The 25,935-nt window shown below is 32.7% G+C and carries 15 protein-coding genes; 2 read left to right on the top strand and 13 right to left on the bottom strand.

Going from position 1 to position 25,935, the window contains the following annotated elements:
- Positions 1 to 101: 101 nt before the first annotated feature.
- The 5 genes from G9F71_RS20115 to G9F71_RS20135 all read right to left on the bottom strand — a co-directional run bounded on the left by G9F71_RS20115 (position 102) and on the right by G9F71_RS20135 (position 6,572).
- Positions 102 to 1,646 carry an efflux RND transporter periplasmic adaptor subunit gene (locus G9F71_RS20115; protein WP_164948466.1) on the bottom strand — a complete coding sequence of 515 codons (1,545 nt, stop codon included), beginning with the start codon at positions 1,644 to 1,646 and terminating at the stop codon, positions 102 to 104.
- 43 nt (positions 1,647 to 1,689) lie between these two features.
- A complete protein-coding gene (locus tag G9F71_RS20120; RefSeq protein ID WP_318011091.1) occupies positions 1,690 to 2,274 on the bottom strand; it encodes an efflux RND transporter periplasmic adaptor subunit in 585 nt (194 codons plus the stop codon).
- Between the two features lie 91 nt (positions 2,275 to 2,365).
- Positions 2,366 to 4,354, bottom strand: coding sequence for an ABC transporter ATP-binding protein (locus G9F71_RS20125; protein ID WP_164948468.1), 1,989 nt, complete (start codon positions 4,352 to 4,354; stop codon positions 2,366 to 2,368).
- A complete protein-coding gene (locus tag G9F71_RS20130; protein WP_164948469.1) occupies positions 4,351 to 6,078 on the bottom strand; it encodes an ABC transporter ATP-binding protein in 1,728 nt (575 codons plus the stop codon). Before G9F71_RS20130 ends, G9F71_RS20125 begins: the two co-directional genes overlap by 4 nt.
- Before the next feature lie 35 nt (positions 6,079 to 6,113).
- Positions 6,114 to 6,572 (bottom strand): MarR family transcriptional regulator, encoded by a 459-nt coding sequence (locus tag G9F71_RS20135; RefSeq protein ID WP_164948470.1) that lies wholly within the window; start codon positions 6,570 to 6,572, stop codon positions 6,114 to 6,116.
- Positions 6,573 to 7,275: 703 nt separating this feature from the next.
- On the opposite strand from G9F71_RS20135, the gene G9F71_RS20140 reads away from it, so the two are divergent.
- Together G9F71_RS20140 and G9F71_RS20145 are read left to right on the top strand one after the other, a co-directional pair.
- On the top strand, positions 7,276 to 9,405 hold the full coding sequence (locus tag G9F71_RS20140) for a YhgE/Pip domain-containing protein (RefSeq protein WP_224626516.1): 2,130 nt from the start codon (positions 7,276 to 7,278) through the stop codon (positions 9,403 to 9,405).
- A 141-nt stretch (positions 9,406 to 9,546) separates the two neighbouring features.
- Positions 9,547 to 11,778 carry a YhgE/Pip domain-containing protein gene (locus tag G9F71_RS20145; protein ID WP_164948472.1) on the top strand — a complete coding sequence of 744 codons (2,232 nt, stop codon included), beginning with the start codon at positions 9,547 to 9,549 and terminating at the stop codon, positions 11,776 to 11,778.
- 107 nt (positions 11,779 to 11,885) lie between these two features.
- Here the strand turns inward: G9F71_RS20145 and G9F71_RS20150 are convergent, their stop codons facing one another.
- From G9F71_RS20150 to G9F71_RS20185, 8 genes are all read right to left on the bottom strand, one after another.
- A complete protein-coding gene (locus G9F71_RS20150) occupies positions 11,886 to 13,385 on the bottom strand; it encodes a hypothetical protein (protein ID WP_164948473.1) in 1,500 nt (499 codons plus the stop codon).
- Positions 13,386 to 13,645: 260 nt separating this feature from the next.
- Positions 13,646 to 15,922 carry an S-layer homology domain-containing protein gene (locus tag G9F71_RS20155; protein WP_164948474.1) on the bottom strand — a complete coding sequence of 759 codons (2,277 nt, stop codon included), beginning with the start codon at positions 15,920 to 15,922 and terminating at the stop codon, positions 13,646 to 13,648.
- Between the two features lie 88 nt (positions 15,923 to 16,010).
- On the bottom strand, positions 16,011 to 17,189 hold the full coding sequence (locus G9F71_RS20160; protein ID WP_164948475.1) for an ABC transporter permease: 1,179 nt from the start codon (positions 17,187 to 17,189) through the stop codon (positions 16,011 to 16,013).
- A complete protein-coding gene (locus G9F71_RS20165; RefSeq protein ID WP_164948476.1) occupies positions 17,189 to 17,866 on the bottom strand; it encodes an ABC transporter ATP-binding protein in 678 nt (225 codons plus the stop codon). Before G9F71_RS20165 ends, G9F71_RS20160 begins: the two co-directional genes overlap by 1 nt.
- Entirely contained in the window at positions 17,866 to 19,689 is a 1,824-nt protein-coding gene (locus G9F71_RS20170) for an efflux RND transporter periplasmic adaptor subunit (RefSeq protein ID WP_164948477.1), read from the bottom strand. Before G9F71_RS20170 ends, G9F71_RS20165 begins: the two co-directional genes overlap by 1 nt.
- Before the next feature lie 40 nt (positions 19,690 to 19,729).
- Entirely contained in the window at positions 19,730 to 21,079 is a 1,350-nt protein-coding gene (locus G9F71_RS20175; RefSeq protein ID WP_164948478.1) for a sigma-54-dependent transcriptional regulator, read from the bottom strand.
- Positions 21,072 to 22,583, bottom strand: coding sequence for a sensor histidine kinase (locus tag G9F71_RS20180; RefSeq protein ID WP_164948479.1), 1,512 nt, complete (start codon positions 22,581 to 22,583; stop codon positions 21,072 to 21,074). The genes G9F71_RS20175 and G9F71_RS20180 overlap by 8 nt, the downstream gene beginning before the upstream one ends.
- Before the next feature lie 261 nt (positions 22,584 to 22,844).
- Positions 22,845 to 25,808: an Ig domain-containing protein gene (locus G9F71_RS20185; RefSeq protein WP_164948480.1), complete on the bottom strand. Its 2,964-nt coding sequence runs from the start codon at positions 25,806 to 25,808 to the stop codon at positions 22,845 to 22,847.
- Between the last annotated feature and the right edge of the window lie 127 nt (positions 25,809 to 25,935).

The following is a 25,935-nucleotide window of genomic DNA, read 5'->3' on the forward strand; positions in this document are numbered from 1 at the left end:
TCCTTTTTATTAATATATAAATTAGATTCTGCCCTCTCCATGAGCCCATATTTTCCCAGGGGCCTGACCCCTAACAGGTTTTCCCAGGGGCCTGACCCCTCCTAATAAATAACCTTGTCGCCTTCGTTTAATCCACTCTTAATTTCTACATATTTAACATTATTCTCGCCCAGTTCTACTGCTTTGCGCTGTACACCTTCTTTGTTTCCACTCACAAATACATAATTGATACCCTCAGCCTTTGTTATTGCTTCTATGGGAAGGTATAACACATTTTGTTTATTAGTTACTTGAATTTCAGCATTTGCACTCATTCCACCCTTAAGTATATTGGCTCCACCCAAAACCTTAATTGTTACTGGATATGATGTTACTCCGCTTACAGCTACGCCTTTAACCGCAACGGATTCAATCTTACCTATAACTGGAGTGATTAAAGTACTAGGAAGAAAACTCACCCTAATATTTACCTTCTGACCAGGCACTATCTTAGCTATATCAATTTCGTCCACAGGTACATCAAATTTCATTTGAGTTGTATCTAAGACCTCTGAAACTTGTATGCTAGGATTTACAATATCTCCAACTTGAAAATTAACAGTTGATAGTACTCCACTAATAGGAGATACTATTTTAAAATATTCAAGCTGTGAACCAGTTAAACTTATTTGATTTTGAGAAGTTACAGTTCCTATATTTGCCGCTTCTTGAGCTCTTATAACTGTATTGTTTTCCATTTGAATAAGCAGATTTCCGGAACTAACCTTTTGACTTTCTTTAACTGCAATACTTTGAACCGTTCCCCCGGTCTTGCTAACAACTGCTTGCTTTTTTAAATAATTTAGACTAGCAGTATTTGTGCTAGCTACGTTACCCTTAGCGGTTTTAACCTCTCCACTAGCAATCATACCCCCAAGAAGAGCACCTGGGTTATTAAATTGTATTTCTACAGTATATAACTGACCACCAGAAATTGTTGCTGAAGGTTGGTTACTTATATAGGTTACAGTCCCATTAACAGGTTGCATTAATGAAGCTACATTTACATTAGCTGCTTGTCCCACTGCTATCTGCCCTACATCTGCAGCATTAAAGGTAAGTAATACTTTAAGTTTTGAAGTATCTGTAATTGTAAGAAGAGTCCCTCCTGGTTGCACAGTATCACCTACATTTACAGCTATATTGCTTACTTGTCCTGTAAATGGAGCACTAATTGATAAATTACCAACAGCTTCATTAGATGCATCTACAGTCACCTTATTTTGCTGAAGTCCTTGTTTCGAAACATTTAAAGCAGTCTGAGCGTCTTTATCATCGAGTTCATATATTACATCTCCAGGTTTCACCTTATCCCCAGTTTTAAAGTTAACCTTTTTTATGGTAGCAGTAACTCTTGAATATAGTTTATTACTTTTAGTAAAATATATAGGCCCTGATCCTTGAACCACAATGTCTATATTACCTTTTTTCACGGTTGCAATTTTCTTATTAGCATCAGTTTTTGAACCAGCTACTTTGTTACTCATCACTGTATTATTCAATATTACCCCAGTAACAGCAATAATCACTATTACCACTAGACCCACTATTTTAAAAAGACTTTTTTTAGGCACCTTATTAGTTTTCTCATTTAACTCTGGTTTCAATATTAGTCACCTTCCATTCATATTTATTAAATCACCACATGCACTATTTCTTTGTTTGTATTTTCACAATAGCATTTGTGCCTGGTAATAATTTAGTATCAACACTATCAAACTCAATTTTGACTTGTACTCTTTTTTCAACCTTTGTAAAAGTACCAGTAGTTTGAGCTGGAAGAAAAGAAAAAGCATCAGCTGAGGCCTGTCCCATCGATTTTACTTTACCAGTAAATTTTTTACCCTTAAATTGATCTATAGTTATATTAACTGGTTGACCTACCTTTATTCTGTTAAGGTCTGTTTCATCGATATTAGCAGTTACATAAATCTGCTGAGGATTCATTATAAGAGCAAGTGTTGGTACTTGCAAGCTCGATATGTATTCTCCAATGTGTGTATTATTTTGAACAATTGTCCCGCTAATTGGTGCTCTTATATTTGATGCCGCACCACCGGAAGTCCCCGCATCTAAGCGTCCAATAAGCTGATCCTTAACTACAGAATCCCCTTCTTTTACATTGAACTCCAAAAGCTTTCCAGAAGCAAATGGTGTTACTTTTATAAAATCAGCGGATAGTACAGCGTTATCCGTTGACACATAATGAGTATCCTCATACCAGTAATATACCACCGTAGCCCCTCCTATCAATAGGACTAGGACTAAAATACTTGTTAACAATAATTTAAATTTACCCTTCATTTTGTACACCTACCTTTAATTTTTAATTATCTAAATTTGCACCAGCGAATTGACTGTTATAAAGATCTGCATAAAAACCTTTTTGTGAAAGGAGCGCGTAGTGACTACCCATTTCAATAATACTTCCCTTATCCATAACTAGTATTAACTCTGCATCTCTAATTGTAGAAAGTCTATGTGCAATAACAAAACTTGTTCTATTTTGCATAAGCTCGGCCATTGCCTTTTGTATGTAGACTTCTGTTCTTGAGTCAACGCTACTTGTAGCTTCATCAAGTATCATTATTGCTGGGTTTGCAATTATTGCACGAGCAATTGTTAAAAGCTGCTTCTGCCCCTGAGATATGTTAGATGCTTCCTCATTTAAAAGCGTGTCATAACCATCTGGAAGGGTCTTAATAAAGTGATGAGCATGAGCAGCTCTTGCCGCTTGCATAACATCTTCCTCTGATACTCCCTCTTTACCATAAGCTATATTTTCCATTATTGTTCCATTAAATAGCCATGTATCCTGAAGTACCATACCAAACATATTTCTAAGCTCCCCACGTTTTATATCATTAATGTTCACTCCATCAATGGAAATTGTTCCAGCGTCTATTTCATAAAAACGCATCAATAGGTTAACAAGAGTAGATTTACCGGCACCAGTTGGTCCAACAATGGCTATGGTGTGACCTTGTTTAACATCAATATTCATATTACTTATAAGTGGTTCTCCTGCTTTATAGCTGAAATCTACATTCTCAAACTTTACTTCACCTCTAGGTGACTGCAACACTTTAGCATTAGGCGCGTCTGCTACTTCTTCTACCTCGTCTAAAAGTTCAAAAACACGTTCAGCAGAGGCCACCGTTGATTGAATTACATTTGCAATATTTGCAGTTTGAACTATTGGTTGAGTAAACTGACTTGAATATTGAATAAATGCTTGAATATCACCTATACTAATTTTTCCTTTAGCGGCAAGAACCCCACCCACCATGGACACTATAACGTAACCTAAATTACTTATAAACCTCATTAGTGGCATTATCATACCCGATATGAACTGAGCCTTCCAACCTGAATTATATAATCTTTTATTAATTGCATTAAACTCTTCTATGGAATCCTGCTCATGTCCAAAAGCTTTAACGATTTTATGCCCTGTATACATTTCTTCCACATGTCCATTAAGCGCTCCAATTTCTTTCTGTTGAGCTGCAAAATATCTCTGTGATTTTTTTGCAACAAAGGCTGTTACTATTACATACATTGGTAGGGTTAAGATAACTACCAGTGTTAATAATGGGCTTATTGATAACATCATAACTACAACCCCAATAATTGTGGCTATGGAAGTAATAAGTTGTGTAAGACTTTGCTGCAAGGTAGTGGCAATATTATCTACGTCATTTGTAACACGACTTAGTATCTCACCATGAGTTCTTGAATCAAAAAATTTAAGTGGCAATCTAGATAATTTATCTTCGACCTCTGTACGTAAACCATAAACAGTTTTCTGAGCAACTCCAGCCATAATAAACTGTTGAATGTAACTAAAAAGCGCACTAATCAAATATAATATTATTAATAGTAAAATTATACGTTCTATGTATGGATAATCTATGTTACCACCATTAAAATTTATTATTTGAGAGATGGCAGCCTTAACTTTGGCCAGGCTTCCTACAACTGTACCTGTTGCAGTATATGGATTTGTAGCCAAAGGAGTAAGCATAGCCTCTTGTGGTATTAATGCTCTCAGTTGCGTCTTAGCCATTATACCTTCAAACAATTTAGTTGTTGCTTTTCCTAAAATCTTCGGACCCACTATACTAAAAACCGTACTAAGAATTGCAAATATAAATACTAAAATAAATTTAAATTTCTCTGGCCTTAAATAAGCAAGTAGTCTCATTAATGTGCCCTTAAAATCCTTTGCTTTCTGTACAGGTTTTCCTAAATTCCCTCCAAAGCCTCCACCATCACCTCCACGTTGATTATCTTTTTTTGTGTTTTCGCTCATTCTAATTCCTCCTCTGAAAGCTGTGAGGATACAATCTCATGATATACTTTGCAACTGGTTAAAAGCTCTTTATGAATTCCCATTCCCGCAATTTTACCCTCGTCTAAGACAATTATTCTATCTGCATCCATAACTGTTGCAACCCTTTGAGCTATAATAAGAACAGTAGCTGCAGCGGTTTCATCTTTTAGCGCCGCGCGAAGTCTTGCATCTGTCTTAAAATCAAGTGCTGAAAAACTATCATCAAATATATATATTTCAGGTTTTCTAACTAAAGCACGGGCGATAGAAAGACGCTGTTTTTGCCCACCTGAAACATTAGTTCCCCCTTGTGCAATGAAATGATCAAATCCCATATCCATTCCATTTATAAAATCTGTGGCTTGAGCTACCTGTGCTGCATGCTTAATTTCATCAAAAGTAGCATTATTGTTACCATATTTAATATTATCAGCAATAGTACCAGAAAAGAGAACATTCTTTTGAGGAACAAACCCTATTTTTACCCTTAAGTCTTCCTGGCTGATTTCCCGTACATCTACACCATTAACCAAAACGCAGCCAGAAGTAGCATCATAAAACCTAGGTATTAAATTTATCAAAGTTGATTTACCTGAACCAGTACCGCCTATAATGGCTGTTACTTCACCAGGCCCGGCACTAAAGGTTATATTACTAATTGCAGGTTGTTCTGCACCAGGATAACTAAAGGTTACTTCCTTAAACTCAACATATCCGCTTTTCTTGTTTGCCAAACTAGTCTTTTCTAAATCTACGATTTCAGGTTCCATCTCCAGTACTTCATTTATCCGTTCAGCAGAAGCTTGAGCCCTGGGTATCATTATAAACATCATGGCAATCATTAAAAAAGAAAATAAAATTTGCATCCCATATTGAATAAATGCCATAAGTGATCCAACCTGCATGCTACCAGCATCTATTCGCATGCTTCCAAACCAAAAAATTGCAACGGTTGTAAGGTTCATAATTAACATCATAATTGGCATAAGCACTGCCATTATTTTATTTACTTTTATTGAGTTATTCATAAGACCTAAATTAGCTGCATCAAATCTTTCTTTTTCATTTTCTATACGGTTAAAAGCACGTATTACCCTGATGCCTGTAAGACCTTCACGTAAAACAAGATTTAGTTTATCTAATTTTACCTGCATTAATTTAAACAGTGGAATTCCCTTTTGAAGAACCATTCCAATAATAATAGTAAGTAAGGGAATTACAACTGCAAAAATCCAAGTTAGAGGCTTGTCTTCTCTTAATGCCATAATAATTCCACCTATACCTGTAAGTGGTGCGAATAGCATTATAGAAAACATCATTACAGTTACTTGCTGAATTTGAGTAACGTCATTTGTTGTTCTTGTTATTAATGTGGCCGTACCTATTTTATCAAATTCATGTAATGAGAAGCCTTCAACTTTCGCAAAAATTTTACTACGGATGATCATTCCTAGCTCTACTGCAGTTCTTGAGGATAAGAATCCAGCTACCACTGAACATATAACCCCACCTGCTGAAACAAGAATCATAAGACCACCAATTTTAAAAATGTAATTCAAATCATTATTAGCAATTCCCTTATCAATAATATCTGAACTTAAAGTAGGTAAATAAAGGTTTGCAATCACTTGAAAGAAAATAAGTATAACTATTGCTGTTATTTGCGCCGTAAATTTATCTAAAAACCTGTACAATTTAATCACGAATTAATCATCTCCGATCAAAAAACTAACTTTAATCATTTATCTTGTTCTCCTAAAAGCCTTTTAAGAGTGGTCAAACTATTAACTATTCCATTGATTTCTTCTGGAGTTCCCTTTTTCATTATGTTTACGGTATTTTCTTGAATTAATTTATGAATATCTTCATGAGTTTCATTGAATTTAGGAGATATTTTTACATACACAACTCTTCTGTCCTCGCAACTTCTTTCTCTTTCCACTATACCTTGCTTTTCAAGCCTGTCCACAATACCAGATACGGTACTATTAGATAATGTAAGCTTTCTGCTAAGTTCTGTCATTTTCATTCTTTCTTCTTTATGAATGATACCCATAGTCATAGCTTGAAGCCCAGTAACACCTGTATCTTCAAATATTTTAATTACTTTATGTTTAAATAGTCCAAGGACCTGGAGAAATAGTCTTGCCACTTCAACGTTATCATTTAACTGATTATCTTTATTTAACTCTTCCATATTTCTTTCCCACCTTAAATATATTTTTGACTAAATGCCTTTTTTATAAGTATTACGTATGAAAACATTTCGTATACGTAATATATTATATATTTGAATTTTTTACATGTCAAGGTCCTTTATGAATATAATAGAAAAGGAAGAAAGATTACCCTGTCAAATACTCTCTCTTCCTTTTTTTTCTGTGTATTCTTTGACTTTCTAAGATATACATTTGCGTATAAAGGTGCTAAGATATATTAATAATCAAAGCTTCTAATAGGATTGTAATTAGTTGTAAAAATGTTGAAAGGTGTTGCTGCTAATCATGAAATGTACAAGTAGTATGCCTAATTCCTAATAAAACTGCATAGATTTATTAATGGGCTATTAGAATGTAGAATTTAGGATTAGGTATAACAGGTCTGTAAAAAATACATAGGTAAGGTTGTGAATGTTTATGAAGAATATTTGGAGAAATTATAAAACATATATAAAAAATGTTTTGACAAGCTCTAAAATATATATAAAAAATGTTTTTATAAGTGGTAAAACGCATATACGAAATGTTTTAAAAAGTTGCAAACTGCATATAAAAAATGTTTCGAAAAATTGTAAAATGCGTAGGAAAAGTGTTTTGAAAAGTTGTAGGCTGCATACGACTAAAATTTTAAAAGGTTATAAAATAAATATTAAAAGTGTTTTTAAAATTTATAAAAGAGATATGAAAAATATATTAACAAGCCGTGCAACATTATCCATGATATTATTACTACTTTTATTACCCGCACTTTATGCTTGGATTAATATTCAAGCTGGATGGGACCCATATTTAAATACTAAGGGACTTTCAGTTGCAGTTGTTAATCTAGATAGTGGTTCGGAATTAAGAAATGTTAAAGTAAATATTGGAAATGATGTGATAAAAAATTTAAAAACTAATCAATCTATTGGTTGGACTTTTGTAAGTGAAAGCGAGGCCCAAAAAGGTATAAAATACGGTAAATATTATGCCAGTTTAACTGTTCCTAAGGATTTTTCAAAGGATCTTCTTTCTGTTGCAACTAGCAGTAATCCAACGAAAGCAAAACTAATTTATACTGTTAATGAAAAAAGAAATGCTATATCTCCAAAAATCACCGGAAAAGGTGCAACTTCTCTACAGGAAGAAATCACGAAGACTTTTATTGAAACAGCTAGTGGAACAATTTTTTCTTTTCTTACCCAAGTTGGAGTTGAGCTAGAAAAAAACAAACCACAAGTGGAAAGTGTTATTGATATAATGGTTAGCTTAGATGATAAAATGCCTAAAATTAAAAAGTCCTTAGATAATATTTATGGACAATCTGTAATGTTTCAAACATATATGCATAAAGTTCAGGGAGATATCCCTACTATATCTAATGAATTAGACAATGTTTTGGACATTACTAAGACAAGTAATAGCTATATAGAAAAATCAAGAGATTCTCTGAAAGCTGTATCTCCAATTGTAAAGGAAGACCTTTCCCTTATAAAAGATATAACAGATAATGCTGAATCTTCTTTAACTAAAGTTCAAGACTTAATCCCATCAAATGATGCTTTAATGAAAGATGTTTTAATTAAAGTTCGAGACCAGTATAGGGATGGAATGCAGACAATTGACAATGTTTCAAGTTTAAATAAATCAATGAATAATTTTTTAAACAGTGCCGTTATTGATACTTTAATTGATAATCTTTCAAGCGTTAGAAATGAAATGGCAAATCAACAAAACGATATTAATTCTATGATTAGTACTCTTGACCGTGGAAATTCAGTTTTAACTAGTGATATAAGTGCTGCAATGCGTGGTGCAAATAAAACTTCAAAATCAATGAATAATTTGACGGATAAGTTTGACACCACAATCGACCCAAAGATTGATGATGCACTAAAAAACATAACTAAGTTATCAAATAATGCAGTGGTCATGTTACAGGGCGTTCAAGACAATATGCCCACGGTTAATAAACTACTTGGAGAAACTGTTAACAAAGTTGACTCAAAAGTAAATAGTTTAAAGAAAATAAAGGATAGTTTCCCCAAAACTCAAGAAAATATGCATTTAAATGCAGAAAAATTAAAAAGCCTTACTAGTGATGAAAAACTTAATGACATTATCCTGATGTTAAAAAAGGATGGTAAAAAGGAAAGTGACTTTTTATCAAGCCCCATAAATTTAAAGCAAAATAGCATCTATCCAATACCTAATTATGGTTCAGCTATGTCCGCATTTTATACTACACTTGCTATTTGGGTAGGCGCACTTATAATGTTTTCATTCTTATCAGTTGAGGTTAAAGAATTTGAGGGTGGCATACCTATAAATACAAGGGAAAAATTTCTAGGAAGATATTTTACCCTTTTAAGTATTGGAATTGTGCAAGCTTTAGTAACTATAGGTGGTAACTTGTTTTTACTGAAGACCTATGCCGTCTCCCCTATTATACTTACGCTATTTGGAGTGTATGTAAGTATTGTATTTATCACTCTTATGTACGCAACCGTATGTATTTTTGGCAATATAGGTAAAGCTTTGATTGTTGTAGTGATGGTACTACAAATTTCTGCCTCAGGAGGAACATTTCCAGTAGAATTATTAGGCACGTTCTCCCAATATATACACCCTATGCTACCCTTTACTTATGCTATAGGCGGAATGAGGGAAGCCATAGCAGGAATTATACCAGAAGTGTTAATGAATAATGTGGTAACCCTGGGCAAATATTTTGTTGTTTCTTTACTTTTAGGACTTTTATTACAAGAAAGAATGACTAAAATAACTTCACACTCCGCAAGGCAGTTTGATGAAAGTGGCCTCGCCGAGTAATAGTATTTGATATTTTGCCCTGCGAAGGATTCCTAGTACTTAATTTATATACACACCATTAAACTAAATAAAATTAGTTATCAAAATCTTAAAAAGCAGTACTGTTAATTTTAAAATATATAAGTAAGGTTGTGGAGGTTTATGAAGAATATTTTTAAAAGTTCTAAAATATGTATAAAAAATATTTTAAAAACTTATAAAATAGATATGAAAATTGTTTTCAAAATTTATAAAAGAGATATAAAAAATATATTTTCCAACTATATAACACTAATTATAATAGTTGGAGTATCTTGCTTACCGGCACTTTATGCATGGTTTAATATTCAAGCAGGTTGGGATCCATATTCAAAGACTAAAGGACTTTCAGTTGCAGTTGTTAATTTGGATAATGGTTCGCAGTTAAAAGATGTTAAAGTTAATATTGGACGTGATTTAGTAAAAAAATTAAAAACAAATGACTCTATTGGTTGGAAATTTGTAAATGAGAGCGATGCTAAGGAGGGTGTAAAATACGGTAGATATTATGCCAGTTTAACTATTCCTAAGGATTTTTCAAAGGATCTTCTTTCTATTGGAACTTATAATGCCCCAACGAAACCACAACTAATTTATAGTGTTAATGAAAAATTAAACGCTATAGCTCCAAAAATTACTGGAAAGGGTGCAACTTCTCTACAAGAGCAAATATCAAGAAGCTTTATTGAAACAGCTAGTGGCGCAATTTTTTCTTACCTTAACCAAGTTGGAGGTAAGCTTGAGAAGAACAAACCAGAACTGGAGAGTCTTATTGATAGAATGCTTAGCGTAGATGATAAGATGCCTGAAATCGGGAAATCCATAGATAATGTTTATGAGGGCTCCTTAATGTTTCAAAAATTCATGAAAAATGTTCAGGGTGATATTCCTGTTATATCTAATGCCGTAGACCACACTTTAGACATTACTAAAAAAAGCAATGAAAACATGGGAAAGGCAAAAGATTCACTTAAAACCGTATCTCCAATTGTAAAGGCTGACCTTGCTCTTATAAAGAATACAGCAGATCTTGCTGAATCCTCTTTAATTCAATTTCAAGACTCTCAGCCATCAAATAAGGCTTTACTTAAAGCCACTTTAATCAAGACCCGGGACAAATATAGGGATGGAATACAGAAAATCGACAATGTTTTAAGTTTTAATAAATCAATAAATAATTCCTTAAACAGTACTCTTATTGGAACTTTCAATAATAATCTTTCAAACGTTAAAACTGAAATGGTAAACCAGCAAAGCCATGTTAATTCTATGATTAGTACCCTAGAGACTGGTAATGAGGTTTTAACTAGTAATATAGACGCTGCAATAAAAGGCGCCAATAAAACTTCAGGGTTAATGAATAATACAATTGATAGTTTCAACAGAGATACTAACCCAATAATTGATAATGTAATGAACAATGCAAGTGGGCTATCAAATACTGTAGCGGATATGTTACAAAATATACAAGGTAATATGCCCTTGTTTAATAGCATACTTGATCAAGCCAATACTCAAATTGACTCAAGCGTAGACGATTTAAAGCAAATAAAGGATAAGTTTCCTAAGATTGAAGAAGATATGCATTCAAATGCTGAAAAATTAAGAAACCTTACTGATGATGAAAAACTTAATGAACTTATCAAGATGTTAAAAGAGGATGGTAAAAAGAAAAGTGACTTCTTAGCAAATCCTATAGAGCTAGTAGAAAATAGGGTCTATCCAATACCTAATTATGGTTCAGCTATGACACCATTTTATACTATACTTGCTATTTGGGTAGGTGCATATATACTGGTTTCATTATTATCAGTTCATGTTAAAGACTTTGATGATGGTACACCTATGAATACAAATGAAAAATTTTTTGGAAGATATTTTATATTTTTAAGTGTTGCAATTATGCAAGCTTTAGTAACTATAGCTGGTAACTTATTTGTTCTTAAGACTTACACAGTATCCCCTATTCCACTTGTGCTAATTGGGATCTATGTAAGTGTTGTATTTATTACTATAATCTATACATTGGTATCTGTTTTTGGCAATGGCGGTAAAGCTCTCACCATGGTAGCAATGGTATTACAAGTTTCTGGATCTGGAGGAACATTTCCAGTGGAGTTATTGGGTTCGTTCTTTCAATATATAAATCCAATGATGCCATTTACTTATGCCATAGGAGGAATGAGGGAAGCAACAGCTGGAATTATACCGGGCGTGTTAATTAAAGATATGCTAATACTGGCTATATATTTTGTTGTTTCTTTATTTCTTGGGGTTTTCTTAAAAGAAAAAATAAACAAAGCAACTGAAGGCTTTGTAAAAGAGTTCCATGAAAGTGGATTAACAGGTAAATAGCATTAAATAATAGTTCAAAAAGTTAATGCTGTAGATAATTTATCTACAGCATTTATTTTTATATTTGCTAGGTAACTAATGTTAAGATACAAATACATACCCTATTACTACCTTATATTTAGTTTAGAGTGAATACCATTTACAGAAGTAATATTTGTTGTTTCGTAAGGATTATCATATTTAAATGTATCCTTTACCTGCAACGCATATCTTCTTCCCCATACAGTTAAATCAGTATCAGATAAATCATTGATTGTATTAAAATGTATCATAGCATCAGAATTTTTTTCATCAAAAATATTTTGATTTATTTTATCATAGTTTAGTCTAACCCATCTGTTGCCTACATAAATTTCATTATAAGTAAGAGAAGAAAATCCCACCATTCCAGCTGTACCTTGTCTTACCTTACCACGAATATCTGCATCACTAATATTATTTAATAACGCTTGTTGAATCGGGTCATTACAGTCAATAATAGGTACTGTTTGAATTATCCTACAAGGAATACCTATAGCTCTAAATACAGTTTCCATCAATATTGCTGATGATGTATCTGAACCATGTTGCTTATTCATGTACATTTGTTTACCATACAATTCATGATTAAATTGTTCCTGTGTAGACCATGATTGATTGCCCTTATCTCTTTGAAATGCTGATTGCAATTCTGGTGCTATCATAGGTATACCATTGGAAAAAGATGTATAAAAATTAGTAAATTCTTTTAAGCTTTGTGTATTATTAAAAATGTAATTTGTTACTTTTTCTACAATTTGAGTGTCTGCAACTTTAACGCCATTATACATAGAATTTTCTATATCAATACCCTGATATTTTAAATCTGAAATTATAGTTGTCCTTAATTGATTATCCCAATTAGCAGTTATTGTAGGTTTTAAATATTGTTGAAGTTCTGAACTTTTGGCATAGTCTTTCCAGTTATAATTTGAATCTACATTATTTGTATTATATGGATATAATACTATATCAAATATACCATACTCTGAATTTTCTCCTTTTAATGTAACATCTTGATAATTATCATTTTTCATTACATTAATATTATAAGGTTTGTTTATTCTCATTGTAGTCTTAATTACATAGGTATTTTCGGTTCTTTCATTTAGGTCACCATCTGGTATTCCATCACCATCAGTATCTCTATTATAAGGATTAGAGAAATATTTATGAATTTCTTGATAGTCGGTTAACCCATCACCATCAGTATCAGTATCCGAATAGGTATTTTGATTATATACTGGATCACTTATATTAGACCTATCTTCAGTAGTAAAGCCAAAATTAAGATCAAGACTCAAATGGTTACCATTATTTGAATTGTTTTCTTTTTTAATTGATATTCCCCATTTATCATTATGCTTTTGTAACTGAATGAATTTATACCCTCCTTGTTTTGATTTATTTAATTGTATGTCTATATCACCATCCACATCTTTAACAATAATTTTATTATTTAATGTAACTTTATCCGTTGTAATACTAGTATTATTATTTACATTTACTCCTTGTGCAAATACATTTATAGTCATAAATGTTGATATGATTATTATTGTGGAACATAGATAATTTCTTGATCTTTTCATACTTACGCAACTCCCCCGTTATTTTATAGTAAATAAACCAAATACATTCGGCTTATTTTATTGTATCATCGTATCCATTATTAGTCAATTTCCCTATTATAGAACATAAGATAATCACTTAATTTATTCTAAAAAAACAACCCTAGTACAATTAATGCACTAGGGTTGTTCTTTATTCCATATTTACCCATAGGTCTCATATTCACCCAGGGGTCTGACCCCTTTTTAAGACCCATATTTACCCAGGGGCCTGACCCCTCTTAATAAATGTCAACTATCTTACCATCAACACCCAAAACTAAGGTTTTAAAATCTTTAACATTAACATTGGTTATAAAGTTTCCAATACTACCATCATAATTATTAAGTCTAGCTTTATTGAAATATTTACTAAAGGTATAGTTTACACTATTAATTGTTAATCCTGTTGGATTAATTATATCTGGTGTGAAGGCTGTAATTGTTCCAAGCACAACCTTATCATTTACATAAATGAAGGTGTTCTTATTCCAAATATCTGATACAAAATAAACTACATCATAAGCGTTTAACTGTGATTCTTGTATATTAGCGCCTCTATAAATATAAGAATATCTTGTATTTTTAATTTGATCTAGAAGTTTAGCATTATCAGCTTTATAAACCTGTGGCTTACCAAAATTAGCATCAACAATAACTGCATAGTCATAACCTAAATTATCACTCTTCTTTGTTAAAACAATTGAAGAATAAGCTCTTACAGCTTTGGCTGCAACTTCATAATCTACAGATATTCCATGATAATAATATAAATTAGCTTTTGGCAGTGTCATCGTTTTAGCTATATTATTGTCATCATTATAAGCTATTATTGAACCTGCTACACTGGTTACAGAATAATTTTCTACTGAATTTTCTTTTTTATCAATTTCAGTAATGACATTATTATTAACATATAATTGGTATTTTCCACCAATTTCAAGAGGAGCAACACCAGCCTTACAGGTTAGTATTCCTTTATTAGTAAGAATTTCATTATCTGCTAGACTATCTAAAGTCGTAGAATTTTTGTCTGAAGTCTTAGAATTCCCTAGTATTATATATTCTGCAATACTACCAGTTTTTTCTTCTATGCTTCTTATATCCACTACCTTACCGTCATGCCCTAGTATTATAGATACCAAGTCACCTTTAGAAAAAGAGGAAAGCTTAGAAATATCCATATCATCGCTGTAGTTGTAGCTCACTGTATCTATTTGAATACCATTTGAACTATATGCATCAGCAAGTAATGCTGTAATATTACCCTCTATATAATTTTCAACAACAAGTATATATCTATTGTTACTATTTATATCAGTAATACTGTAGACTACATCCCTATCTTTAATATCATTTTTTGTTATTGGCTGACCGTTTTTTATGATCCTAGTATTAGAATCAAAGGCTATATCTCCTAGTTTATCTAACTTAGGATCAAAACCTAACGCAAGTTGTGGCTTGCTATATATTGCATCCGTTATTACTGCATAACTAGATGCCACCTTATCGTTATAATCAAATACTATTGACATATTAGCTAACAAAAGACTACTTAAGCTTGCATACTCTTTTTTTACACCATGATAATAATAAGTAATACTAGATGGTAGTGTCATGCTCTTTTCTTTACCACTTTCATCATAATAAGCAATATTACCCACCATGCTTTTTACAGTAACTGTTATTGGCTCTCTTACCTTACCATAAACCTTTGTAATCTCGCCATCTTCTATTTTAAGCCTATAAGTTGCTCCAACCTGAAGTAATGCAGTATTGTCTGCTAATGACAGAACGCCTTTATCTGTTAACACTTCGTCCGCCGCTAAATTCTCATAGGATTTTGAATTATCCTGCACTATACAATCCGAATATAAACTTACTGAATTAGAAAAAATCACTTCAGTAGCAGTAGTACTTGTAGTACCAGTTGTGCTAGTTGTGCTAGCACTTTTTATTTTAGTGTCAAGAAGCCTATCAAACATTACTGCTGCATCCCTAAATGTAACCTTATCACTTTTCTTCAAGACTAACTTATCCGTAATCTTCAAATTTTGGGCCTTACCTAAATAATTTGCTGGCCAAGTTCCTGTTAAATCACTATCTGTATAACCTAATAACTTTACAAGCACAGTACAAATTTCTGAATAAGTTATGGAAGCTTCAGGGTGAAATTTTCCATCTGCCATACCGCTGATTAATTGCTTATCTATCAGCACACTTATATATCCACTTAGATCACTATAGGATACAACATCTGGAAATACAGTAGCCCCTTCCATTCCTGAGGCTTCATCTAGTAAATTATCCGCCATTACTACAGCTTTAACAAATTGACCTCTTGTCATAACCTTAGTAACAGTAGTTACTGAACTGTCTATTATTCCAAGCTGCTTCATCCTTGAAACTGATCCTACGTAGTCAAGCGTATCTGCTGCAAATGCAAAACTTGAGCTTATTGTACTTATTAAAAGTGTCAGTATTAGTAAAATACTCAATGTAGATTTTCTAAATTTCATTTTTACACCATCCTTTTTATTAGAATATTTATTCCATATTTACCCAGGGGCCTGACCCCTTATTCATACAATTCAGGGGCCTGACCCCTTATTCATATGCTAATGCATCTATTGGATTTAAATTTGCTGCTTTGTTGGCTGGATACATTCCAAAAACCACTCCAATTAAAAGTGAAATACCAAAAGAAAGTAAAATCCAAGTAATCGAATATACTTCTGGAACGATTTTAAGACCACCTATAACAAATTTTATGGTACACACACCCACAATTATTCCCATAATACCGCCTAGTCCAGTAACCACTAAGGCCTCAATTAAAAATTGGGTTAATATGTTTCTTTTTTTTGCTCCAATGGCCTTTCTAACTCCTATTTCTCTGGTTCTTTCCGTTACTGAAACCAACATGATATTCATTATTCCTATTCCACCTACTACAAGGGATATACTTGCTATACCTGCAAGAACTACTGTAAGAGTTGATGTAATTGAATTAAGCGAAGATAGAACCGCTGCCATATTTGTAACTCTAAATGCACTATCGCTTTTATAAATCTTAGTTAAAAATGTAGTTAAAATTGTAACAGATTTGTCTACACTATCAGCACTAGTTGCTTGCGCTGAAAAACTTTTAATAACAGCTGATTTACTAAGCTTTGTTGCAACATTTATCGGTATAATTACTCTATCATCTGTGGAGGAATCCACTCCATCTGCAGTTTGTGTAAGGACTCCAACAACCTTAAACTGCTGTCCCGATATTTTCATAATCTTCCCAATTGGGCTTTGACCTTTAAAGATATCATTAGCAACAGCAGTTCCAATAACTGCTATCTTTTGATTATAATCAATATCTAATTGAATCAAAAATCTCCCCTCTTGTACTGTAGTACTATTAATGTCTGCATACTCAGGACTTGTACCTAGGAGTGAAGTATCTCTGCTTAAATTTTCTACTTTTACTGTAGATTTACTAGTAGCCTGAGGCGCAATATTCGCAATTATAGTGCTATTGTCACTTTGAAATTTTTTTAGCTCAGCATAAGTAACATTTCTATTACTACCCCTTCCAGTTATATTTATATTTATCAAATTTGAGCCAAGACCAGAAAGTGAATTTGTTATACTAGCGGTACTTCCCTGTGCAACACCTACAGCAATAATTACTGACCCTACACCAATAATAACTCCAAGCATTGTAAGGAAGGACCTTACCTTATTTGAGACTATACTCTTTATAGCCATTTTATAAGCTTGAATAAATTTCACTATACCATCTCCTTGTCCTCAGTGATTTCACCATCTGAAATTCTTATAATGCGCTTTGCCTCTTCAGCAAGATTATTATCATGAGTTATTAGAATGATTGTATTTCCATTAGAATTAAGCTCTTTCAAAATGCCCATTACTTCTATTCCTGTTTTGCTATCAAGGGCCCCAGTAGGCTCGTCTGCAAGCAGTACTGGTGGTTTTGTTACTAAGGCCCTGGCAATAGCTACCCTTTGCTGTTGACCCCCTGAAAGTTCACTAGGTCTATGGTGCATTCTTTCTTTTAGACTAACTGTGGCTAATGCTTCCATTGCTCTTTTTTTAGCCTCCTTATTGTGAACTCCCTGGTATATAAGTGGAAGCTCAACATTTTCTAAAGCTGAAAGCTTCGGAAGTAAATTAAATTTTTGAAATATAAAACCAATTTTGAAATTTCTTATTTCTGCTAGTCTGTCATCCTTTAACTTACTCACTTCTTCACCATCTAATTTATAACTTCCAAAGGTTGGCACATCTAAGCATCCAAGCATATTCATAAGAGTAGATTTTCCTGAACCGGAAGGTCCAACTATGGCAACAAACTCATGTAAACTTATATGCAAGTTTATTTTGTTTAATGCAGTTACTCTATTTTCTCCCATTGTATAAATCTTGGACATATCAGTTATTTGAATCATTAAAATCCACCTCCAGGTGCTCTACCGCCACCCATGCCACCTGATGCAGTTGAAGTACTCTTAGTTGTAGATGCAGCCTTAGTTTCTGGCAAAATAATCACATCTCCCTCCTTTAACCCACTTGTAATTTCTATAGAGGTATCAGTATTAAGTCCTACTTGGACCTCAGTTTGTGCTGAACCATCGTAATAATTTTGCTTTTTACTTGCAGTAGTATTTGTCTTAGCTTTGGATTTACCACTAAAACTACCTGAGGTGCTACCTCCAGCTATTTTAGTACTTACCGTAGCCTCACTCTTACTATTTCCTTTATCAGCAGTAGTTGTTGCTGCTGTCTGCCTAGCTGCTCCACCCATAGTTGGCCTTCCACCTGATGTAGACCCAGCTCCTTTAATGTATATAAAGCTTTTTCCACTAATTGTAGTTATAGCTTCTATAGGTACATACAAAATATTATCTTTATTAGATACTTCTATTTCACCATTTGCATTCATTCCACCCTTAAGCTTATCTAAGTTATCATTAACTTTAACAGTTACTATAAAAGTGGTTACTCCCCCTTCTGAAGTTCCAGTTACCGCAATTTTTGAAACCTCTCCCGTAACAGGAATTTTTGAAGTGGCCGGCAGTGCATCTACAGTAATCTTTGTCTTCTGACCAACTTTAAGTTTAGCTATATCTAGTTCATCTACAGGTATATCAAACTCCATTTTTGCTGGATTTGAAACATCTGAAAGCTCATCCCCTGCTTTAATAGTATCGCCAACTTTATTACTAATTTTTGTTACTACTCCATTAATAGGAGCGATTATTTTATAATTATCAAGCTGTTTTGTGTTTAAATTCATCTCATTCTTAGCATTTTCTAATTGTAAATCTGAGTTTTGTTTAGCTCTAGTAATATCATCATTTTTCATTGTTATAAGAACTTGTCCTGAATCAACCTTTTGGTTTTGCTTAACTGAAATACTTTCCACCGTTCCACCAGTTAAACTTACAACAGTCTGTTTTTTTATATAATTAAGTGCTGCGGTGTCAGTGCTTGATACCGTCCCCTTTGAAGTTTGAATATCAGCACTTGCAGTCATTCCTGAAATAACAGCACCTGGATTGTTAATTTGAACTTCCACTGTGTATAACTGTCCCCCTACAGTGGTTGCAGTTTGTTGATTACTTATGTATGTTACACTTCCAGTTACAGACTGCATTAATGATGTTAAATACACCTTAGCAGATTGTCCAAGGCTTATTTGACCAATAGCTGATGAATTATAAGTTAACAATACTTTAAGCTTTGTGGTATCAGCTATAGTAAAAACAGTACCACCCTTTGCAACTGTATCGCCTTGACTTATTACAATATCACTAACAAGGCCAGTAAAAGGAGCTTTAATGGATAGATTATTTACTGCATCATCACTAGACCCCGCTGATATTTGATTTTGCTTAAAACTATTGGATTTTGTATTAATTGAAGTCTGTGCATCAGTATCATCTAGTTCATATATAATATCCCCAGCTTTTACTGTGTCCCCTTCTTTATAATTAACCTTTGTAACTGTGGCTCCAATTTTCGAATAAATTTTACTTGAGTTTGTAAAGTAAATAGGACCTGATCCTGATACTAGTACCTTCAGATTTCCTTTTTTTGCAATAGTAGTATTTTGCTCTATTAGGGTCTTTGAAGTAAAAAATTTATTCTGCACAAAACTACTTTTAAATATTGCAACAAAGGCTACAACTACAACCACACCAATAACTACCCTTTTAATAGTTAATTTTGAAATACCATCCTTAAACTTTGCCTTAAAATCAAATTTCAATATTTTTCACCCTCCATTCATCTTCATTATATATTTAACATCAATTTATATGATGTTTTTGCATCCTATAAATCAATGCAGATCTTGTAATCCCTAAAAGCCCAGCTGCCTTGCTCTGATTTTGTCCACTTAATTTCAGAGCTTTTAAAATCAACTCTTTTTCTACAGCTTCTAAATTTATACCTCCCTCTGGAAAATAAATGATTGGATCTTTAATATTTTTTCTTTGACCAATTATTTCCATGGGAAGACTGTTTAAACTAAGTATTTTTTCCTCACTTAAAATTACAATTCTTTCTACCACATTTTCAAGTTCGCGTATGTTGCCAGGCCAATGATAACTTTTAAGAAACTTAATGGCTTCAGGTGTTATTTTAGATATTTTTTCCACCGTATCATATTTTTTTATAAAATAATTTACTAAATCTATAATATCCTCTTTTCGGTGTCTTAAAGGTGGTAATTCAAGGGGTAACACATTTAATCTGTAATATAAATCTTTTCTAAAGGTTCCTTCCTCAATAGCCTCAGTTAAGCTCTTATTTGAAGTAGCAATAATTCTAACATTAATTTTAATATTGCTATTACTACCAACTCTTTGAAACTCTTTTTCTTCAATTAGTCTAAGTATCTTTGCTTGAACACTTAAGCTCATGTCTCCTACTTCCTCCAGAAAAATTGTTCCATTATCTGCTAACTCAAATTTTCCAAGAGTTCTTTCTATAGCCCCCATAGAATTGATTTTCTCACTTCCAAACAATTCACTTTCAATTGATCTTTCATTCTCATTACTGCAGTTATAAGCTACAAAAGCATAATTTTTTCTGCTACTCTTATGATGTATTCTTTTTGCAAGTAATTTTTTTCCAGTGCTATTTTCACCAATTATAAGCACGGTAGCTGAGGTTTCTGCTACCTGATCAATAGAATTAAAAACTAAATTTACTCTTTCATTTTTACTTAAAAATCTGACGTCATCAATTTCCTTTATAACTTTACTTCTCAGATAAAACAGTTCTCCTCTAAGCCTGGCCATTTCCATAGCCTTTTCAGCTTGAAGCAATAGCTCATCCACATCAAAAGGCTTTGTAATATAATCAAAAGCCCCCCGTTTCATGCACTCTATGGCTGTATCTATGCTACCGTGAGCTGTAATAATGATAACCGCTATGTGCTGTTGTATTTTTTTTAATTTTAATAGTAAATCCATTCCATCTGTATCTGGAAGTCGCAGGTCTAAAAATATCAAATCATAACTTTGCTTTTGAATTTCTAAAAGTCCCGCTTTCCCAGAAAGACATAGTGAAACCTGGTTATCAGTGGGTTCAAAGGCTTTTTTAATGACCCAACCTATATATTCTTCATCATCTATTACTAAAATCTTACCCAACAGTATCACCTTCCTTATTACTAATTGGCAATTCTACAACAAAACTTGACCCTTCTCCTTTTTTACTTGTAACTTTTATGTATCCGCCATGCATTTCAATTATGCCGTTACTTATTGCAAGTCCAAGTCCTGTACCCCTTGGCTTAGTGGTATAATAGGGATTAAATATGTTTTTCATTTCCACTTCATCCATACCTACTCCTGTATCTTCAAAATAGGTTCTTACCCATTTATCATCCTTTTCAGTTCTTATACTTAGAGTTTTTATACCTAGCGTCCCCACCTCTTCCATAGCCTCACAAGCATTTAAAATCATATTAACAAAAACCTGTTTGATTTTATCACAATCCATTAAAAGCTCAGGCATTTGTTCTTCTAATTCTAGATTAAGACTTACATGCTTTTCTCCAATATATTTATTAGTGAAGGACAAAACTCCTTTTATCAAAAAATTAACGTTAAGTTTCATCATCACCTGTTTTGATGGTCTTGCGTAATCTAGAAGTTCTTGGATAACGTTATTTTCTCTATCTGATTGTTCCTTAACTATCTTTACATACTCCTCTAATCCCTCTACATTTTTAAAGTTCTTTTCCATAAGCTGAACAGTTCCTCTTATTATACTTAGTGGATTCCTTATTTCATGTGCTACTCCTGATATCATTTGTCCTAGGGACGCAAGTTTTTCTGACCTTTTTAGCTGTTCTTCTAACGCTTCTTTCTTTTCAAGGGAACTGGCCATAATATTAATTGATTTTGCAACCTTACCTATATCTCCATCCATGGATTCAATCCTATAGGAGAGGTCACTTGTCATAAGCTCCAATCCTCTTCCAATTTTATAAATATTTTTATTTGAATTATTTACTATTATTATCATTAAAATCAATCCTACTATTATCCCTATGGGACCAAAGATTCCTACATATGCGAGTATTGGTCTCTCATAACGAAATTCAGGTGGAATAGCTGTAGCAGCCCAGGTTACAGCCGTAACCTCAGAATTATATTTTATGGCATGAAAACACATTAAAATTTCTCTGTTTTTATAGTTTATATATTGAACTTTATCCTTTTTTGTTCTTAATACTTCATCTAAACTTTGAAAAAATTCACTTCCAGGTTGATCCTCCGGTAATTTCATAGCATTATTATGTATATTCCCAAATGTATATGTCTTTTTATATTTTGGTAGATAAATTCCTAGGCTTGTTTCTCTTACTGTCCTAGAAAAAGATTTAAGCTTTGAAACTAATTCTTCCCCCTCTTTCGATGTATTGCCGCTATTTTGATTTAATTTATATAACTGCTCCTTATTCATACTTTCATCTATGTATAATAATAAATTGCTTTGTCTATCCTCTTGCATGGTCCTAAATACTTTTGAAGCTTTAGATGGAAACATAATACTCCAAGTTAATACCCCTGCCGGAACCATTAGCACTATTAATAATATTAGTATTATTTGAAACCTTAAGCCTTTATTTAAAATCCATTTCAGCATGCGTATCCCCACTTTTTTATTAGCATTGTGTTTAAAATTGTCTGTTTTTAAACTTATTTTTACCATTTTATGTTATTTTTTTTATTTTTATAATATATAATACATTATATAACGAAAAAATGTACGAAAGCAAACAATGACTGTTTGTTTTCATACATTTTTTAAAATAAAATATATCACTAAGCAAAACATCTATTTATGGTGCAATAGGGGCTTTGCCAACGTATTTATTACCATATTTACCCAGGGGCCTGACCCCTTTTATTTTGTTACTTCAATTTCTATAGTATATAAATTTCCTTTATAGAAACCTGTTACAGTTGTTTTTCCAGCTTTTACTGCTGTCACAAGACCAGAAGAATTTACTGTAGCTACTTCCTCACTTGCAGAAGTCCAAGTTGTATCAGCTTGTACTTCTTTTTCAATTCCATACTGATCTTTGCCTATTAAAATAATCTGTTTTGTTGTTTCCATTTTTCCAATTACTAATTGTACTCCTGCTACACCTATATTTTCATCCACAGTGTCTTTAATTACTACTGTTGATTTATCAACTACTAGTGCATCATCAGAGAATGTTAAATATATTGAAGATGTTTTTCCATTAGCTGTAAGAATGCTTATTGTTACAACTGCATCACTACCCCCAATACCTGTTGCAGCATCATTTGCCTTAGCTTTAACAAATATTTTCGAACCAGATTTAGTTACAGTAACTAAATCTGAATCAGCAATTACGCTAATTGCACTTGCAGGAATGTCTATTAACCCACCATTTACTTTATAAGTTAATGCTACTGTTTGATCTTTCGTATCATCAGTTGAATTGTACACTTTATAAGGATTTGTATCAAAGGCTATGGAGCTTATATTTGTGTTATCCCCAATAGTTACATTTACAGTTAGTTTTACATTAGCGTCAGCCACTGCTTTTAAAACTATTGTATCAGTTCCTGTTTTTTTGCCAGTGTATGTTATATACATCTTTTTAGCTATTGCATCAAAGGAAACTGCCGCAGTAACTTTTGTATCATCTGTTGCCATAGCTGTTACCATTGTAGGATCAGTTATAGCTTTTGAATATTGGTCAAGTAAAACTAATTCTTTTTTAACAGTAGCTCCAGGAATTATTGTAACGACTGAATCTGCTAGAGTTATATTCTTTACTGAACTCTTAGCTTTTACAGTTACATTTAATGTATCTTTGATCACATCTGTTGCAGATATTGCCTTATTTCCAACTGTTACTGTTAATATTGTATCTGTAGTATAAGCATTTATAGGTGCTACATTGGGAACAAATTTCACAGCTATTCCTTGCGCCTCCATTGAAGTAGCTTCTACAACCAGTCCTCTTACATCTCGTTTGTAATAAACAAGGCTTGCAAAACTCGCAATAGCATTTGCACCATTTTTAGTTGAAATAGACCAATCTTTAATATCAGGAGTTATTTCATCACCTTTATTATCTTTTACACTTATCACTCTATAAACAGGTTCCGTAGCATTAGCTACTATAGTATCTTGTGCAACACTATTCCCAAACTCAATTGTTTTAAGTGTTGTAAGTTCTGCTAAAACTGATATATCATAAGTTGCAGTTGTTCCATTAACTGTTACGCGTACCGAATAGTTTCCAGCAGCTATGGCATTGAATCTTAGGTTTTTAACTGGCTTTGTAGTTGCTAGTTGTCCATCTTTATCTAACTTTTCCACTATTACTTTATCAGATACTATTCCATCTTTATAAACTACAGTAGTAACATTATTGGAAGTTACGTCTATAACTTCATTGTAAGTATTTCTTATCGATAAGGTTGCTACTTGTTTTATATCAACTTTAAGTTTTGATAATGTTATTGCATCAATCTTTGTTGCAGTTGCATTTAATGTAGTTGATACATCAAATTTTGCTGATTTTATAGTACCTTCTGCATCAAATGTGGTTCCTACATATGGTGTAACTTCATAGGTCCCAACTTTTGTTGTTTTAGCATTGATTAGTATATCATTTTTATCAGTACCACTACCACCTCTTAGTGCAGCTGAAACTGTTATATCACTTGCAACTGTATTTACAGTTTTTGGAGTTATGTTAAATTTAATCATATCCGCTGTTAATACGGTACCATCATTTCTAGCTATTTTATTATATTTAATATTTTCATTATTAAACTGCGTAGTTGGATTTTCAGAAGTTAGCCTAAGTGCTGTAAGTTTAGCTGGTGCTACTACAACTGTATATGTAGCTTTAGCACCATTAGCAATATTATATGCACTTATAGTTATTGTACCTGGTTTTATAGCTGTGAATTCTACTTTATTTAATTGTGTATCATTATCACTTTGTGATTCATTTCCAAGTACCCCATTATCATCTATTAAATCCATACCTGCATCTACTACCCATCTTACTAGTGCTTTACCTTTACCTGCATCTGACATTGGGTTATTAAATTGATTTCTTATATCAGCTGTTAAAGTTACTTTTGCATCTCCTACTACTATACTATCTACTGATGGAGTTACTTTTGCAATTGACTTAGGAACAACTGCTCCATCTTTCTCCACTATGTACACAGAACTTATTGAAGCTAATAATTTAGCTGTTTTATCCCCTCCATCTTTATCAAATTTTTCTACTTTAATAACTACAGCGTCATTTTCAACTAGCTCTTTTGCTATTGTGATTTTTGCCATATTATTCTCTGTTGCGAGTTTCACTTCTGTTGTTAAAGGCATTCCATTTATTGTAGCTGTTACTTTATAAGAAGAATCTGTTGCTATATTATAAGCTTTTCCATATTGATCTGCTGCTGTTAAATATATAATATTAGACGTATTGTTGATTGCATTTGTTGCATTAGTAAACGTTGCTAAATATGATGCTTCTAGAGCACCTGATGCATCTTTATCTCCAGCATCAAATTTAATTTCTTTAGTAGCATTTTTATAAACTACTGCTGGTATAGCACTTGCTTCTACTTTTAATCCACCTTCATTATTAATCCACTTTCCTTCAAAATTTTTAATATAAACTGAACCACCTGCAACTATTGCGTTAGTTATTTCAACAATATTCGCTGGTGTGTTAGCATAAGCTAAGTCAAAAGCTTTATTACCTATTACAACCGTACCACTTGACATTGAAGCAAAAGCTGAGAATGATGTTGATCCTGCTATCATGAGTGTAGCAAGAGCACACCCTGTAATTTTCTTATTCATATATTTTTACCTCCATTGTTTTGTTTTATCTTTAATACTTTATATTAAGTACCCCTAATCATATATTAATTGTGATTTTATGTACTATTAAAGGTTAAATTTTTACCCTTTACACTTAAATAACGAT

The organism is Clostridium sp. FP2 (assembly GCF_011065955.2).
GTDB lineage: Bacteria > Bacillota > Clostridia > Clostridiales > Clostridiaceae > Clostridium_AD > Clostridium_AD tagluense.